General features: G+C 65.3%; 14 protein-coding genes. 9 read left to right on the top strand and 5 right to left on the bottom strand.

Features of this window, described 5'->3' with window-relative positions; translation table 11 throughout:
• Positions 1 to 116 precede the first annotated feature (116 nt).
• Positions 117 to 788 carry an ArsR/SmtB family transcription factor gene (locus tag DEF76_RS02960; RefSeq protein ID WP_205216089.1) on the bottom strand — a complete coding sequence of 224 codons (672 nt, stop codon included), beginning with the start codon at positions 786 to 788 and terminating at the stop codon, positions 117 to 119.
• A 108-nt stretch (positions 789 to 896) separates the two neighbouring features.
• Between DEF76_RS02960 and DEF76_RS02965 the strand changes: the two genes are divergently transcribed.
• From DEF76_RS02965 to DEF76_RS02990, 6 genes are all read left to right on the top strand, one after another.
• Positions 897 to 1,667, top strand: coding sequence for an MBL fold metallo-hydrolase (locus tag DEF76_RS02965; RefSeq protein ID WP_114911048.1), 771 nt, complete (start codon positions 897 to 899; stop codon positions 1,665 to 1,667).
• A complete protein-coding gene (locus tag DEF76_RS02970) occupies positions 1,664 to 1,915 on the top strand; it encodes a hypothetical protein (RefSeq protein WP_114911049.1) in 252 nt (83 codons plus the stop codon). The genes DEF76_RS02965 and DEF76_RS02970 overlap by 4 nt, the downstream gene beginning before the upstream one ends.
• 2 nt (positions 1,916 to 1,917) lie before the next feature.
• Complete coding sequence (locus DEF76_RS02975; RefSeq protein ID WP_240319090.1) at positions 1,918 to 3,237, top strand: MFS transporter; 1,320 nt, start codon at positions 1,918 to 1,920, stop codon at positions 3,235 to 3,237.
• A gap of 270 nt (positions 3,238 to 3,507) precedes the next feature.
• Entirely contained in the window at positions 3,508 to 4,254 is a 747-nt protein-coding gene (locus DEF76_RS02980; protein WP_114911051.1) for an ImuA family protein, read from the top strand.
• Entirely contained in the window at positions 4,169 to 5,692 is a 1,524-nt protein-coding gene (locus DEF76_RS02985; RefSeq protein WP_114911052.1) for a DUF6504 family protein, read from the top strand. The genes DEF76_RS02980 and DEF76_RS02985 overlap by 86 nt, the downstream gene beginning before the upstream one ends.
• Positions 5,689 to 8,856 (top strand): error-prone DNA polymerase, encoded by a 3,168-nt coding sequence (locus DEF76_RS02990; protein WP_114911053.1) that lies wholly within the window; start codon positions 5,689 to 5,691, stop codon positions 8,854 to 8,856. Before DEF76_RS02985 ends, DEF76_RS02990 begins: the two co-directional genes overlap by 4 nt.
• 15 nt (positions 8,857 to 8,871) lie before the next feature.
• On the opposite strand, the gene DEF76_RS02995 is transcribed toward DEF76_RS02990, so the two are convergent.
• From DEF76_RS02995 to DEF76_RS03005, 3 genes are read right to left on the bottom strand one after another with little or no spacing between them, the layout of a single operon-like run.
• A complete protein-coding gene (locus DEF76_RS02995) occupies positions 8,872 to 9,252 on the bottom strand; it encodes a sulfite--cytochrome C oxidoreductase subunit B (RefSeq protein WP_162800454.1) in 381 nt (126 codons plus the stop codon).
• Between the two features lie 12 nt (positions 9,253 to 9,264).
• Positions 9,265 to 10,527, bottom strand: coding sequence for a molybdopterin-dependent oxidoreductase (locus tag DEF76_RS03000; protein ID WP_240319091.1), 1,263 nt, complete (start codon positions 10,525 to 10,527; stop codon positions 9,265 to 9,267).
• Between the two features lie 41 nt (positions 10,528 to 10,568).
• Positions 10,569 to 10,775, bottom strand: a complete 207-nt coding sequence (locus DEF76_RS03005; protein ID WP_162800455.1) for a hypothetical protein — start codon at positions 10,773 to 10,775, stop codon at positions 10,569 to 10,571.
• A gap of 305 nt (positions 10,776 to 11,080) precedes the next feature.
• On the opposite strand from DEF76_RS03005, the gene DEF76_RS03010 reads away from it, so the two are divergent.
• A complete protein-coding gene (locus DEF76_RS03010) occupies positions 11,081 to 11,554 on the top strand; it encodes a hypothetical protein (protein WP_162800456.1) in 474 nt (157 codons plus the stop codon).
• A 38-nt stretch (positions 11,555 to 11,592) separates the two neighbouring features.
• Positions 11,593 to 12,672, top strand: coding sequence for a YeiH family protein (locus tag DEF76_RS03015; protein ID WP_240319092.1), 1,080 nt, complete (start codon positions 11,593 to 11,595; stop codon positions 12,670 to 12,672).
• Positions 12,673 to 12,759: 87 nt separating this feature from the next.
• Here DEF76_RS03015 and panC read toward each other — a convergent pair whose 3' ends face one another.
• Positions 12,760 to 13,620 carry a pantoate--beta-alanine ligase gene (gene panC / locus DEF76_RS03020; protein ID WP_114911058.1) on the bottom strand — a complete coding sequence of 287 codons (861 nt, stop codon included), beginning with the start codon at positions 13,618 to 13,620 and terminating at the stop codon, positions 12,760 to 12,762.
• A 607-nt stretch (positions 13,621 to 14,227) separates the two neighbouring features.
• Between panC and DEF76_RS03025 the strand changes: the two genes are divergently transcribed.
• Entirely contained in the window at positions 14,228 to 15,574 is a 1,347-nt protein-coding gene (locus DEF76_RS03025; protein WP_114913625.1) for a site-specific integrase, read from the top strand.
• Positions 15,575 to 15,589 lie beyond the last annotated feature (15 nt).

The following is a 15,589-nucleotide window of genomic DNA, read 5'->3' on the forward strand; positions in this document are numbered from 1 at the left end:
GGAGCAAGCCAATTTGCTGGAGGGTCGTTAGCGCCATGAGAAGACCGCATGTCTGCATCTATCATGTTGTTTCTCCATTTCTCGGCATCATTCCGCGATGGAAAGCCATTGCTATGTCAAGCAACCGCTGAGGTAACCGGCCGTTGTGCAGCCCACCATTGCGGGTAGCCGTCGGCCAGCCGGCGGGCGTCGTAGCCCTGGGCACGTAGTGCTGCGACAGCCTCGAACGCGAAGACACAGTATGGACCACGGCAATAGGCGATGATAGTGCGGTCGGCAGGCAACTCGCTAAGCCGTCGCGGCAGCTCGTCGAGCGGGATGTTCACGGCGCCAGGAATGTGCCCGGCAACAAATTCCTCGCCTGGCCGCACGTCAATCAGCGTTACCACGCCATCGCGCAGCCGGTTGGCCAGCTCGTCATGTGACACTGGCTCAAGCTTATCCCGCGCGTGGAAATAGCTTTCTACGATCTTGTCGATCTCAGCGATGCCCCGCTCGGCGGTGCGGCGCACCGCCATCAGCAGATCCACCACGTCGCGCTCCCCGACCCGATACAGGACGTGCTTGCCGGCGCGCCGCGCAACCACAAGCCCCGCCCGACGCAAGAGATGCAGGTGCTGCGAGGCGTTCGTGACTGTCAGGCCCGAGAGCCGGGCCAAATCCTCCACGCTTCGCTCGCCTTGCGCCACGAGCTCGATCAATTCCACCCGGTGCGGGTTCGCGAGGGCCCGCGCGACCACAGCGAACTGCTCGAAGACGGCGCGTTTTGGATTGGCGCTTGACATCATCCATCATTCCATTAATTAATGGATTATATAGGCCGACGCCCGCACCTGTCAAGCAACGCGCCGCCGCGAACGGGTGGGCCCGGCCGATCGGTCAGCAAGGAGGGTTCCATGATCCTGCGCCAATTTCTCCATACCGACCCGGTTGCCGCCTCTTACCTGTTTGGCTGCGGCGGCAAGGGGGTCGGCGTCGTGGTGGACCCGGTCGGCAAGCCGGACGCCTATCTGCGGGAAGCCGAGGCGCTCGGGCTACAAATCCGCTACGTGATTGACACGCACCTGCACGCCGACCACCTCTCCGCCGGACGCGCGCTGGCCGAGGCCGTCGGCGCGCCGTACGTGCTTGGCCCCGGCGCCGACGTAACCTACCACTACAAGGAGACGTCCGACGGCGAAGTGCTGCCGCTCGGCAATGTCGAGATCGAGGTGATCCATACGCCTGGCCACACGCCCGAGCATATCTGCCTGCTGGTGTGCGACCGCACGCGCGGGGAGGAGCCGTGGTTCGCCCTCACCGGGCACACGCTGATGGTGGGCGATCTCGGCCGCACGGAACTGGCCACCAGCGCTGAGGACGGCGCGCGGGCGCTGTTTACTAGCGTCCAGCGGCTGCGGGCACTGCCGGACTACGTGGAGGTTCTGCCAGGCGCCTTCTCCGGCTCGGTCTGCGGGCGCGGACTTTCCGGCAAGCCGAGCTCGACCATCGGCTTCGAGAAGCGCTTCAACCTGGCCTTCAGGATCGACGACCAGGACGCGTTCGTGCGTGCCATGCTGGCCGACATCCCGCCGCCACCGCCGCAGGCTGCCGCCATCCGTGCCGCCAACGCCGGCCTCCTGTCCGTGCAAGACCTTTCAGCCGCAGCGCAGGAGAAGCACGCATGAACGTTCTGTTCATCCTGAACGATTTCTGGAAGACAGCGCATTTCCGCAACGCAAACGAATTGCGCGCCCTCGCCGAACGCGCCGGGCTTACCGTGAGCGTACCCCGCGGCGTCGTTTTCTATCCGCCGGTCGGCATGTTTGCCCGTGTCCTGGCGCCACTCGACCCTTGGCTCGGGCGCCTCACAACCTTCGGTGCCGCCTTCATAGCACTCAGCGCCGTCTCGCGCGCCGATCACGCGCGGCAATGATCGTGTCCGCAGAACCATCCGCGCCGGCGGCCACGGATGTCAGCCATCCACGTGGAATCCGCGTCAATCTGGCGCAGTTCACGTTGCAGACCGTGCAGGTTTTCTTCGTCGGGCTGACACTCGGCATGGAACGCACGGTGCTGCCGCCGCTCAGTGGGGAGTTCGGCGTGGCGAAGGGCGCCTATCTGTTTCTTGTCTCCTCCGTCTTTTCCTTCGGCCTGGTGAAAGGCGCGCTGAATGTCGTCGCCGGCGGGCTTGCGGATCGGATCGGCCGCAAGAAGGTTCTATTGCTGGGATGGCTGGCGGGATTGCCGATCCCGCTCTTGATTTTCTTCGCCGCGAACTGGTGGTGGATTGTTGCCGCCAATGTTTTTCTCGGCATCAATCAGGCGTGTGCCTGGACGATGACCGTGACCATGCATGTGGATGTCGCCGGCAGCCACCAGCGCGGACTGGCGATTGGCATCGACGAAGCGGCGGGATATGCCGCGGTGGGCATGGGAGGGCTTGGGGCCAGCTATTTGGCGGCGCAGTATGGGCCGCGCTGGGCATTGCTGGCGTTCGGGTTTCTGGTGCTGGCGCTGGCGCTGACGGTGCTGATCTGGGTGCGCGATACCCTCGCCTGGGTGCAGGTCGAACACAAGCAAATGAACCCGGTCCAGCCATCCCCTGACGATGACGGCGCGCGCTGGCATGACATTTTCCTGCGAGTGTCGTTCCGCGACCCCACCTACAGGGCGTTGTGCCAAGGCGGGGTCGCGAACAAGATCGCCGATACCCTGGTCTGGGTACTGTTTCCGGTCTATTTCCGTGCCCGGCATCTTGGCTTGGTCGAGATCGGCTGGATTACTGGTTTTTACGCCATGGTTTGGGGCGGCTCGCAGCTCTGGACCGGGCATTTGGCCGACCGGATAGGCCGCAAGCCGCCAATCGTGACCGGCTTCGCATTGCTGGCTGTCGGCATCGCCGTCACCGCGATGGGACATGACCTCGCGTGGTGGCTGACCGCCGCCGCTATCATGGGTCTTGGCATGGCGCTGCTTTATCCGAACCTGATCGCGGCGATGGCAGATTTGGCGCCGCCGCTATGGCGTGGTCGCGCGCTCGGCACCTATCGCTATTGGCGAGACACCGGCTATGCCATTGGCGCCTTGCTGCTGGGTGTGGTCGCGCAAGGGAGCGGCGGCGTGGTGCCGGCGATGTGGGTCACCGCCGCGCTGGTAGCTGGATCGGGGCTGTGGATTGCCCTCGTTGTGAGGGAAAGTCACCGGCATCGGCGCGGCGTTCCTCGTGCTGCGGGCGGAGAAGCCGACGGCGGCTGAGCCCGCCATGCCGCGAGTTGATTCGTCAATCACATGTAAAATCTCGTAATTTTGGCTTTTTACACCATAATTTTGGGGTCCGGTAGCAGTGGAACCGAAAGTTCGATTGAGCGCGGTTGATGACTTTGGGATTCCGGTCCATAGCCGGTGATGGATCAAAGCCGTGATCCCGCCCCCCCTTTCCCCGGGCATAGCGGGCTTGACTCGGGCCCGCGTCGATGAGAACAATAGGCGAACATTTTTCCCATTTGCAAGAGGTCAACGTCACCCGTGCGGCCGTTTTCCGCCATCGAGTCTCTGCGCGCGCGGATCGAGACGCTTGAGGGGCGCCGGCCTGGGCGGGCTGTGTTGCCGTTCGGGATCGCGGCGATCGATGCCCATTTGCGCGGCGGTGGCCTTGCGCGTGGGGCGGTGCATGAGATCGCCGGCGGCGGCCATGCGGCGATCGATGCTGCCGCTGCGGCCCTGTTTGCCGCCGGCATCGCCGCCCGCGCCGGCGGCATGGTGCTGTGGTGTCTCGCGCGGCCGGATCTGTTTGCGCCGGCGCTGGCCGAGGCTGGGCTCGGCCCCGATCGGGTGATTTATCTCGAAGCGGGTGACGACAAAACAGCGCTCGCCTGCGCCGAGGAGGGGCTGCGCCATGGCGGGCTTGGCGCTGTCGTCGCCGAAGTCGCACGGCTTTCGATGACCGCCTCGCGCCGGCTGCAGATCGCCGCCGAAGGCACCGGCACCCTCGGCCTCGTGCTGCGCCGCTGGCGGCGCCAGAGCGAGGCGGCGACGTTCGAGCCGAGCGCGGCCGAGACACGTTGGCGGGTCTCCGTGCTGGCATCGACGCCGCTGCCGGTGCCGGGGGTTGGCCGGCCGCGCTGGCTGGTCGCGCTGATCCGCGCGCGGGCGGGAGAAACTGCCGAATTCGAGCTGGAGGCGTGCGATGACGCGGGTCGTCTCGCTGTTCCTGCCGCGCTGGCCGACCGACCGCTGGCGGCGGCGGGCGGGCGGCGCGGCGCCGCCGGGTGAGCGGCCGCTGGCCCTCATCGGCCAGGATGGCGGCCGGCGGGTGGTGCTGGCCACCGATGCGGCGGCCGCGGCGGCGGGGCTGCGGCCGGGCATGGCGGTGGCCAAGGCGCGGGCGCTGATCCCCGGCCTCATGACCGCGCGCGCCGATCCGGCGGCCGATGCCGCCGCACTCGAGCGGCTCGCGCTCTGGGCGCTTCGCCATTACGCGCCGCTCGCCGCCGCCGATCCGCCGGATGGCATCGTCATCGACACCACCGGCGCCGATCATCTCCATGGCGGCGAAGAGGCCATGCTTGCCGCCATGCGCGCGCGTCTCGCCGCTGCCGGGATCCGTGCCCGCGCCGCCTGTGCCGACACCTGGGGGGCGGCGCACGCGCTGGCGCGTCATGCGGCGCGGCCGATCACGGTGGCGCCCATCGGTGACACGGCTGCCGCCATCGCGCCCCTGCCGCTCGCGGCCCTCCGCCTCTCGCCGGCGCTGGTCGCCGCTTTGCGAACGCTCGGCTTTCTTCGCATCCGCGATCTCATGGCTCAGCCGCGCGCCCCCCTCGCGCGCCGCTTCGGGCCGGAGCTTCTGCAAAGGCTCGATCAAGCACTCGGGCGGCTCACCGAACCGATCACCCCGGTCCGCGCGCCCGAGCTGATCGAGGTCCGCCGCCATTTCGCCGAACCGATCGCCACCGCCGAGACCATCGCCGCCGCCATCGCCGCTCTGGCCCGGCCGCTTGCCGTGGCGTTGGAAGCCAAGGGGCTCGGCGCCCGCCGGCTCGACCTCCTCTGCCATCGCGTCGATCGCGCCGCCCAGGCGATCCGCATCGGCACTGCCCGGCCGCTCCGCGAGCCTAAACATTTGTCCCGGCTTTTCTGCGAGAAAATCGAGACTATCGACCCCGGCTTCGGGATCGAGACCCTGGCGCTGGCCGCTTCGCTGACCGAGCCGCTGGCCGCAACCCAACGCGCATCCGCGCTGATCGCGGCGCCGGCGCCGGATATCGCCGATCTGATCGACGTGCTCGCCAACCGCATCGGCGCCGAGCGGGTCTATCGCGCCGCCCCGGTGATGAGCGACGTGCCGGAGCGGAGCGTGCGCCGCATCCCGCCCCTCGCTCCCGCGACCGGTGCCACCTGGCCGGCCGGATGGCCACGCCCGGCGCGGCTTTTCACCCCGCCGGAGCGGATCGAAACCGTTGCCCTGCTCCCCGATCATCCGCCGCTCGCCTTCACCTGGCGCGGCCAGCGGCGGCGGGTTGCGCGCGCCGACGGGCCAGAGCGGATATTCGGCGAATGGTGGAAGCGTGACGCCGAACTGGCGGCGGTGCGGGATTATTTCCGCATCGAGGACGAGGCCGGCGCGCGGTTCTGGATTTTCCGCGCCGGCGACGGTGAAGATGCCGCGAGCGGCGCGCAAGCATGGTTCCTGCACGGGATTTTCGCATGACCGCGGGCTATGCCGAGCTGCAGGTGACCTCGCCGTTCAGTTTCCTGCGCGGCGCCTCATCGTGCGAGGATTTATTCGCGACCGCCGCAACCCTTGGCCTTGCTGCGCTCGCGATCACCGATCGCAACACGCTCGCTGGGATCGTGCGCGCCCACGAAGCGGCGAAAGCGAGCGGTGTTCGCCTGATCGTCGGCTGCCGGCTCGATCTTAGCGATGGCGCCGCGGTGCTCGTCTATCCGACCGACCGCGCCGCCTATGCCCGGCTCTGCCGCTTGCTCTCCTCGGGCAAGCGCCGCGGCGGCAAGGGGCGATGCCATCTCACCTGGGACGATCTCGCCGCCCATGCCGCGGGGCTGATCGCCGTCCTTGTCCCCGATCGCGCCGATGACACGCTGCGGGCACGTTTGCGAAGACTGCGTGAGCTCTTCGGCGCTCGCGCCCATCTCGCGCTCACGCTTCAGCGGCGGCCCAATGATCAGCTTCGGCTGTGGGAACTTTCCACCTGCGCGGCGGCGCTGCGGGTCGCGACCGTCGTCACCAATGACGTGCTGTTTCACGAACCCGGGCGGCGGCGCTTGCAGGATGTCCTCACCTGCATCCGCCATCATGTCACCATCGACGATCTCGGCGACCGGCGCGAGCGCCACGCTGATCGCTATCTCAAACCGCCGGCGGAGATGCACCGGCTGTTTGCCCGCTATCCCGAAGCGCTCGCCCGCACACTCGCGATCATGCAAGACTGCCGCTTCACGCTTGACGAACTCGCCTATCAATACCCCGAGGAGCGTGACGATCCCAGGCTCACGCCGCAGGAGACGCTCGCCGATCTCACCTGGAAGGGTGCTGCTGCGCGTTATCCGGAAGGGGTTCCGGCAAAGGTGCAGGCAATTCTGCGGCATGAATTGGCGCTGATCGAAAAACTCGCCTACGCGCCTTATTTCCTCACTGTCCACAGCATCGTGCGTTTTGCCAAATCACAAGGCATTCTCTGCCAAGGGCGCGGCTCGGCGGCCAATTCCGCGGTCTGTTATTGTCTTGGCATCACCGCGATCGACCCTGAGCGCAACGATCTCCTGTTTGAGCGCTTCATCTCCGAGGAGCGGCGCGAGCCCCCCGATATCGACGTCGATTTCGAGCATGAACGGCGTGAGCAGGTTATCCAATGGGTGTTCGATACCTATGGCCGCGATCACGCCGCGCTTTGCGCGACCGTCATCCGCTATCGCGCGCGTGCGGCGCTGCGCGACGTCGGCAAAGCCCTGGGGCTTTCCGAAGATATCATCACGCTGCTCGCAACCCAGCTGTCACGATGGTCGGATGCCGAGATCAGCGACGAGCAGATCGCGGCATTGGGCCTCAATCCTCGAGATCGGCGCTTGCGTCTGACGCTCGCTCTCGCTCGCCAGCTCATCGGCGCCCCGCGCCATCTGAGCCAGCACCCCGGCGGGTTTGTGCTCACGCATGACCGGCTCGACGATCTCGTCCCGATCGAGCCCGCGGCGATGGCCGACCGTCAGGTCATCGAGTGGGACAAAGACGATATCGATGCGCTGCGTTTCATGAAAGTCGACGTCCTGGCGCTTGGCATGCTGAGCTGTCTCCGCCGCGGGCTCGATCTGCTTGCCGCCCACAAAGGGATCACGCTCGATCTCGCCAGCATCCCCGCCGAAGAGCCGCGCACCTATGCGATGATCCGCCGCGCCGACACGCTCGGCACTTTTCAGATCGAAAGCCGGGCGCAAATGGCGATGCTGCCCCGCCTCAAGCCACGCACCTATTATGACCTCGTCATCCAGGTCGCGATCGTGCGGCCGGGGCCCATTCAGGGCGACATGGTCCATCCCTATCTCCGCCGCCGCGAAGGGCGCGAGCCGGTTGCCTATCCAACGCCGGAACTCGCGCGGGTTCTTGGCAAAACCCTCGGTGTGCCGTTGTTTCAGGAGCAGGCGATGCGGGTTGCCATCGTCTGCGCCGGCTTCACGCCGGGGGAGGCGGATCAATTGCGGAAATCGATGGCAACTTTCAAACAGCGCGGCGGCGTCTCGGTATTTCGCGACAGGCTGATCGCCGGAATGATCGCCAACGGCTATGAGCAGGCATTCGCCGAGCGCACCTTCCGCCAGCTCGAAGGCTTCGGTGCCTATGGTTTTCCCGAGAGCCATGCGGCCTCCTTCGCACTCATCGCCTATGCCTCGGCGTGGCTGAAATGCTGGCATCCCGACGTGTTTTGCGCCGCCCTCCTCAACGCCCAGCCGCTGGGGTTTTACGCCCCGGCGCAAATTGTGCGCGACGCCATCGCTCATGGCGTCGAGGTGCGCCCGGTTTCCCTCAACGCCTCGCGCTGGGATTGCACCTTGGAGCCGACGGGGAATAAGGCGCGTCTTGCGGTGCGGCTTGGCTTGCGCATGGTCAAGGGCCTCGCCAATGCCCATGCCGCCGCGATCATCGCCGCGCGCGCCGACACGCCGTTTGCCTCGGTCGAGGATCTCTGGCGCCGCGCGCATATCCCGCATGCGGCATTGCTGGCGCTGGCCGCCGCCGATGCCTTCCGCCCGGCATTTGGCCTCGCGCGGCGTGAGGCGCTCTGGGCGATCAAGGCTTTGGGCGCGGCGCCGCTGCCGCTGTTTGCCGCCGCCGACGCCAGCATTGGCGAGATTGTGCCCGAAATCGCCGAACCTGACATCACCCTCCGCCCGATGACCGAAGGCGGCGAGGTGGTGGCGGATTATGATCATCTCGGCCTGTCGCTGCGCGCCCATCCGGTTCAGTTTCTGCGCGCCGATCTCCGCCGGCGCGGCCTCGTCACCTGCGCCGAGGCGATGGCCGCGCGCGATGGCCAATGGTGCGAAACCGCTGGCCTCATCCTGGTGCGCCAGCGCCCGGGCAGCGCCAAGGGGGTGCTATTCGTCACGCTGGAGGATGAAACCGCGATCGCCAATCTGGTGATCTGGCCGAAGCTGTTTGAGGCCAACCGGCGCGTGATCCTGTCGGCAACGATGCTTGCGGCACGCGGGGTCGTTCAGCGCGAAGGCGAGGTCGTGCACCTCATCGTTCATAAAATCGCCGATCTTTCCAACGCTCTCGCCGCGGTCGGCGCCGGTGATATCGCCATGGGGTGCGAGCCCCCCGGCGAGCTTCGCATCAAAAGCCGGAATTTCCACTGATCCAAGCCGCTTCCTTCATCCGCCGCCGCCGAGATCGCTGGCTGGCGCGGCATCTGGCGTCGTCCCGTGCCGCGCGGTCAGCGCCGCAACGAGGCCGGCGATGTCTTTGTCGTCGACCGGCGCGCCAAAGATTTTTTTCATTTTCAGAACCTCTGCCCGCCAGGTGGCGGCGGGAAGCGCGGGTTGTTCATCGACGAACATTGCCGAGTGGCAGATCAGGCAGTCTTGATTGAGGAGAGCAGCGCCCGATCCCTGAAACAGCGCCCCGCGGCTCGGGAGATCAAAAGATTTTGTGGTCCAATCGAAAGTTGGGGGCGCGACGGGCGCGGGTTCTTCCGCCCAAACCAGCGTCACCGCCGCGAGGAGGGCCAACGCGATTGCAAACATACGAAACATGGCGGCTCTCCCTCATACCACCGAAAGCGTAAGCTGTTCGACCGGGTTGTACATGAAGCCGCCCGGGTTCCAGTTCACCGCGAGCGGCTGCTGCTCGCCCTTGGCGTTGATGGCTTGCACAAGAAGGCGGCATGGCCCGCGTGCTGTCGGCGTCAGCACAAAGCGCCAGGCGCGAAAGCTGTAGCTGCCATAATCCTCCCCGAGTTCCGCCGGGCGCCAGGTTCGCCCATGGTCGAGCGAGAGAGTGACGGAGCGAAGGCCGCTGCTGCCGCCGAACGCAAACCCTTGGATCAGCGTCGGCCGGCCATAAGGAATTTCTGCGCCCGCCGCGGGGGTGGTGAAGAAGCTGCGCGGCGTCATAGTCGAGATCGGCACCATCGGAACATTGGCCTCGCCCGGCTGCATCGCGCCGTTGGGTCTCGCCGGTACTTTATAGGCGGTAGCCATCCAGAAGCCGGTGCCGGGGTGATCCATCACCACGATCTCGCTCAGCATCTTCACCCAATATGTCGCATACCAGCCCGGCACCACGAGGCGGAGCGGATAGCCGTTGAGCAAGGGCAGCGGTTCGCCGTTCATCGCATAGGCGACCATGACGTCGCCGTCTCTGGCATGATCCAGTTCCAGTGTTTTTTCGAAATGGAGTGGCGGCGGGAACGGGCTCTCTTTATCCTCGAGGCTGCGAAAAGCGACATGCGTGGCCGATGGCTTGAGCCCCGCCCGCGCCAACAGATCGCGCAGCCGCACCCCGGTCCAGCGGGCATTCCCCATCGCCCCATGTCCCCATTGCGCGCCGGGCACACGTGGCGTCACAAAGCCGCGGCTATTGCCCGAGCACTGATTGACGGCGGCGATTTCGACCGGCTCGAACTCATGCACCAGATCGATGAGCGAAATCTCGAGCGGGCGGCTCACGTCGCCGGAAATCCGCAAGCGGAATTTATCCGGCGAAACCTCGACGCGATTGGGAAAATCGGCGAAATGCCAGCGTACGTAAAACTGATCATTGGGCGTAAAAATGTGACTGGTGAGCGACTCCCAAGGAGTTTCGAGAACCGGCGCGCGCGTGCGCTGTAAAATCATCGGACCTTTCTCGGGAAAAGCGCCTGCGGGGACGATCTCGCGCTGGCCATTGGCGAACGGGAACGTCATCGTCGCGCGATCGTCGGCACGGGCGCGCCCGATGATCAGCCCGGCGGTCGCGCCGGCAGCCATGCGGAGCATCTCCCGCCGCCCGGCGCGGATCACGCCCGGCAAGGCAACCCTCTCCATCATCGCCATGTCTCCTTTACCTGAACCGCTGCTTTCAGCCGTGATCAGCAGGCTTGCGCCTCTCCTGGCGGACGCGCGGCGGCGAGGTCGATGGCGGTTGCCGCGTGCGGTGGTGTTGCGCTGGCCAGTTCTGTTTGCGTCGCGAGATTGGGGATGAAGCCTTCGGCCCAGACATGCTCTGGCTGAGCTTTAGCCGCCGTTGCCAGTGTGATGGCAAGCATGCCGCCGGCGGCGAGAAGAGTGAGACGCATGAGAGAAACCTCCGCTGGGATCAGATCGACGTCGCCAGACCCTCTGGCTGACAGCACGCAAAATGGCGCGGCCATTCCGTTCGATCAAACGAATTAAATTGCTAGCTTCAATCTAGAATACAGAACATTGCCTGATGACAATCCCCGAGGCGCTCGGGAAGGCATCGCAGCTGGTGATAACCGTGTCCAATCGGAAAAATTGATTAAAATCATATAAACAATCTTATTTTAATATCAAATGCCTCGGCATACATCCGTTCTCGTGACAACCGCAACGCCTCGGAACGATGAAAGGGTTTCGTGTGATGACCAATGCTGATCAATCTCTCGCTCTTCGAGCGTACGAAGATAACGGGGTCGCTCTCGGCACGTATGCAAGTGCGTGGCTGGCCGAGTATTTCCTCTCCCGCCATCCCGCCCGCGCGGCCTTGGACCGCAGTGTCCATGGCGGCGCGATTGCGATCGCTATGGCGGGTGTGATCTGGTTTCTCGTCGCCGCTTGGGTGGGTTTCGCGTTCGGCGAAGCGCCGCTCTCAATCGCCGTTGTTTGGGTCACGGTGCTGGTTTATTTCGCTGGCATTGTCGGTGGTGGCGCGGTCGCGGCTCGCCATCAGGGTGAGGGACCGCATCGCAGTTTTCGTGATTTCCTCGGCGGCGAGGTTGAAACCGGCGGCGGCACGATCAGCGGTCGGGCGGCTCTGGTGCAAATTGTCATGCTGCCTTTGCTGCTCAGCGGAATGATGACGGTTCTGGCCAGTTTTTGGCTCTTCATCCGCTGATGCGTCGCACCTCGAACCCCGCTCGGGACGGCGAGATCGTGAGTCTCGTGCCCAGGCCTGCCGGCGGTGCAGCCTTTCCGATCGTCGCGCGTCTCATCCCGGGCACGATGCTTTGTCTTGCCGTCAGCCTCGTCGCGACCGCGCTCGCCAGCCTGGAGGCTCGAGTCTTCGGACGCTCCTGGCTCGAAGCCCTGGTGCTGGCGATCCTTGTCGGCACGGTGGTCCGCACAGTCTGGATGCCGGGCGCGCTTTGGATCGGCGGCATTCGCTTCAGCGCCAAAATCCTGCTCGAGCTTGCCATCCTATTGCTCGGCGCTACCCTCAGCGCGCAGGCGCTCGCGGCCGTCGGCCCCGGGTTATTGGTCGGGATCGTCGGCGTGGTCGGTGTTGCCATCGCCATGAGCTATGGCATCGGGCGCCTGCTCGGGCTGCGGCCGCGGATGGCGCTGCTCGTTGCCTGTGGCAACGCGATTTGCGGCAACTCGGCCATCGCGGCCGTCGCGCCGGCGATTGGCGCCAAAGCCGAGGATGTCGCGACCGCTATCGCCTTCACCGCGGTGCTCGGCGTTGCCACCGTCCTTGGTTTGCCCGGATTGATACCGCTTCTCCATCTCAGCGGCGCGCAATATGGCGTGCTGGCCGGTCTGACGGTCTATGCCGTGCCGCAAGTGCTCGCCGCGACCGTTCCCGCGGGCACGATCGCCGTCCATATCGGCACGCTGGTCAAGCTCGCGCGCGTGCTCATGCTCGGACCGGTGCTCTTGGTCCTGTCATTGATCGCGCACCGGTTGCAAGACGATGGCGAGGATCCGGGACAGGGAGCGGCGGCGGGCGATAGGTTGGCGTACCGGCTGCGGCTTCATCATCTGGTGCCATGGTTTATCGTCGGCTTTCTCGGCCTTGCCGCTCTCCGCTCGTTCGATTATGTCCCGCACTCTCTGCTTTCGCCCATGGCGACGGCGGCGAATTGGCTGACCGTGATCGCGATGGCCGCACTCGGCCTCGGCACCGATCTGCGCCAGATCGCCCGCGCCGGCCTGCCCGTGGCAAGCGCCGTCACGGTCTCGCTCGCACTTATCGTTGCGATCAGCTTCGCCTTGATCCAGTTCCTCGGCTGAGCACGGATGATGGCCCGGGGCGGGCTTTGCGCACAGGCCGGCGGGCTACCTCTCCGTCGATGAGTGCCCTTGCCACCCTCACGCGGGCTACGCGCGCTGCGCGGCGGCGGGGATTGGCCAGTTATCGATCAGCCGGACAGAGCCCAGCCGCACCGCGGCGAGAACCCGAGCCGGGGCATGGCACGTCGTGCAGGGCGCGAGGGTTTCGGCGTCACGGATTTCCAGATATTCGACCTTGAGCCCGGCCGCGGTGAGGGCCGCGTGGCCTTCCGCGAGGAGCGGCGCGATGGCGTCTGGGGTTGCGGTCGCCCGTGTTGCGATCTCATGCAACACCGCGGCAAGACGCGGCGCGATGGCGCGTTCGCCGGGGGAGAGGAAGCGGTTGCGTGACGAGAGCGCAAGCCCGTCCGCCTCGCGCGCCGTCGGCACCGCGCAAAGCCGCACCGGGATGTCGAGATCGGCGACCAGGCGGCACACCACCAGCCATTGCTGATAATCCTTCTCGCCGAACCAGGCGCTATCAGCCCCTGCTTGCAGTAAAAGCTTGGTTACCACTGTCGCCATGCCGTCGAAATGCCCAGGCCGCTGGGCGCCGCACAGCCCCTCGCTCAGCCCGGTAACGCTAACCGTGGTGGCATAGCCGGATGGGTACATGGCGCTGATGGCTGGCGCATAAACCAGATCGGCGCCAGCCCGGGCGGCGGCAGTGACATCGGCCGCCTCGTCGCGCGGGTAGCGGTCGAAATCCTCATTCGGGCCGAATTGACGCGGGTTGACGAAAATCGAGACCACGACCCGTTCGGCCTCGGCCCGCGCGGCGCGGATCAACGCCGCATGGCCGTCATGCAGCGCCCCCATGGTCGGCACCAGCGCCACTCGCGCGCCATCGGCACGCCAGGCCGCGACCATGGCATGGAGCCCGGTTGGCGATCGTTCAATCGGCAACATCTACGCCGTCTTCCCCATGGCCGCGGGAGAATAGGGCAGGGACTTGCCGTTGGGGTTTATCCCTCCATGACAAAGGTTTGCACATCGCCCCGCTCATTAGCGCAGCGCCCATCCGGCGTCACCCGCCCTCGTGGGAGGGACGCCTGTGCGCCCGCGCGTCTGCGGGTTGGGTCAAAAAAAATCTCTTGGGCGGTCGAATTGGCTTCGCACGGCAAATGACCGACAGCGGCGACTCGAGGAGACCAGTCAGCCGGAAGCCCCGAGTGGCCCACGCTGGTTCTCGGTGTTGACCAGGTGTTGACCATGGCCAAAAAGCGAAGAGGCCGCCTCTGCGGCCCCATCATAACTCTATGAAATATATGGAAAAGTTGGAGCGGGCGATGGGATTCGAACCCACGACCCCAACCTTGGCAAGACGCGGCAGGTCTACGCCGAGCCCCTATCTACCCCGATGCAGCAGAATTTACTAAGTTAAAACAGTCTAATAACTACGCCTGCCTTGCCGGATTTACGCTGCATTTTTCTCCCTTCGGCTTACCCAGCGCTTACCCGTGTGCTATGGTGGCTTCCGGGTAAGCAAACGGCACGCTACAGAGGGAGGCTTGAGATGGCAAGGATTACGAAGCGGCTCGTAGAGGCCCTCCGCCCGAAGAAGGCGAACGGCGACGACCCCCAAGCCCCAGGGGCGGCCGATGAGGCGCGGTCGAAGAAAGACGTTGTCGCCTGGGATGACGAATTGCGTGGCTTCGGTGTTCGGTTCAAACCAAGCGGCGCCGGGGCATACATTATCCAGTACCGGAACGCGGAGGGGCGCAGCAAACGCCTCACACTTAGCTCGGTGGCGGAGTTAACCCCGGAGGAAGCACGCAAGTTAGCCCGCACCAAGCTCAGCGATGTCGCGAAGGGCGCCGATCCGGTTGAAGAAAAGCGTGCGATCCGCACTGCGCCGACGGTCGGAGAGGTTTGCGACTGGTATCTCGAAAGGGCGGAGAGCGGAGAACTGCTCGGCCGCCGTCGCCGGCCGATCGCCAAAAAAACACTCGTACTCGATCGCAGCCGGATCGAGACGCATATTCGCCCGCTTCTCGGCGACCGTAAGGTTCAGAGTCTCAAGCTTATCGATATTGAACGCTTCCAGGCGGATGTCGTCGCTGGCAAGACGGCCAAACCCCGATCAGGTCGCGGCGGTGTGGCCACCGGCGGCGCCGGTGTCGCGGGCCGCACGGTTGGCATGTTGCACACGATCTTCGAGCACGCCGCGCGGTTGAACGTCATCGCGGACAATCCTGCCCGAGGGGTTCGCAAGGTCAGTACGGACAATAAGATCGAGCGTCGCCTGTCTCTGGGAGAGATCGATGCGCTCGGCAGGGCAATGCGTGAGGCGACTGAAGAAAGCCCGGTCGCTCTTGCGGCAATTCGTTCCATACTCCTGACTGGCTTTCGCCGTATGGAGGTCCTGACGCTGGAGCGTGCCTGGATCGACCCCGAGGCTCCCTGCGTGCGCTTTCCTACGACAAAGAGCGGCGCCCAGCTCCGCGCCATCGGTCGGACCGCGCTCACGTTACTGCTGGCCCAACCTGCTGGCGGAGCTGACAATCCCTATGTCTTCCCCAGTGAGATCGGGGACGGGCATTTTGTAGGTATCGTCCGCGTACTCCAGCGCCTCTGCCTGGCTGCGAAGCTAAAGGACGTCACCCCTCATGTGCTTCGACACACCTTCGCCAGCATCGCAGGCGACCTCGGCTTCTCTGAGCTGACGATCGCGGGCCTGCTCGGACACACGGGTCGGGGCGTTACCCAGCGCTATGTCCACCTGGATAAAGCCCTGGTCCTGGCAGCAGACAAGGTCGCCGAGGAGATCGCGACGGCGCTGGATGCGGGTTCAAAGAGGGTTCACGACAAGCGCTTGGCCACAGTCCCCGAGGGCGAACCGCGTCATGCCCTTGTTGCTTGAAAAATATAGCTCTAA

It is taken from the genome of Acidibrevibacterium fodinaquatile, from assembly GCF_003352165.1.
Lineage (GTDB): Bacteria > Pseudomonadota > Alphaproteobacteria > Acetobacterales > Acetobacteraceae > Acidibrevibacterium > Acidibrevibacterium fodinaquatile.

What these genes read in the sequence shown, in the direction of transcription:
- DEF76_RS03000 (WP_240319091.1), bottom strand. Translation starts at nt 10,527, where the DNA reads ATGATGGAGAGGGTTGCCTTGCCGGGCGTGATCCGCGCCGGGCGGCGG.
- panC (WP_114911058.1), bottom strand. Translation starts at nt 13,620, where the DNA reads ATGTTGCCGATTGAACGATCGCCAACCGGGCTCCATGCCATGGTCGCG.
- DEF76_RS03005 (WP_162800455.1), bottom strand. Translation starts at nt 10,775, where the DNA reads ATGCGTCTCACTCTTCTCGCCGCCGGCGGCATGCTTGCCATCACACTG.
- DEF76_RS02985 (WP_114911052.1), top strand. Translation starts at nt 4,169, where the DNA reads ATGACGCGGGTCGTCTCGCTGTTCCTGCCGCGCTGGCCGACCGACCGC.
- DEF76_RS02970 (WP_114911049.1), top strand. Translation starts at nt 1,664, where the DNA reads ATGAACGTTCTGTTCATCCTGAACGATTTCTGGAAGACAGCGCATTTC.
- DEF76_RS02995 (WP_162800454.1), bottom strand. Translation starts at nt 9,252, where the DNA reads ATGTTTCGTATGTTTGCAATCGCGTTGGCCCTCCTCGCGGCGGTGACG.
- DEF76_RS02990 (WP_114911053.1), top strand. Translation starts at nt 5,689, where the DNA reads ATGACCGCGGGCTATGCCGAGCTGCAGGTGACCTCGCCGTTCAGTTTC.
- DEF76_RS02960 (WP_205216089.1), bottom strand. Translation starts at nt 788, where the DNA reads ATGATGTCAAGCGCCAATCCAAAACGCGCCGTCTTCGAGCAGTTCGCT.
- DEF76_RS03025 (WP_114913625.1), top strand. Translation starts at nt 14,228, where the DNA reads ATGGCAAGGATTACGAAGCGGCTCGTAGAGGCCCTCCGCCCGAAGAAG.
- DEF76_RS02965 (WP_114911048.1), top strand. Translation starts at nt 897, where the DNA reads ATGATCCTGCGCCAATTTCTCCATACCGACCCGGTTGCCGCCTCTTAC.
- DEF76_RS03010 (WP_162800456.1), top strand. Translation starts at nt 11,081, where the DNA reads ATGACCAATGCTGATCAATCTCTCGCTCTTCGAGCGTACGAAGATAAC.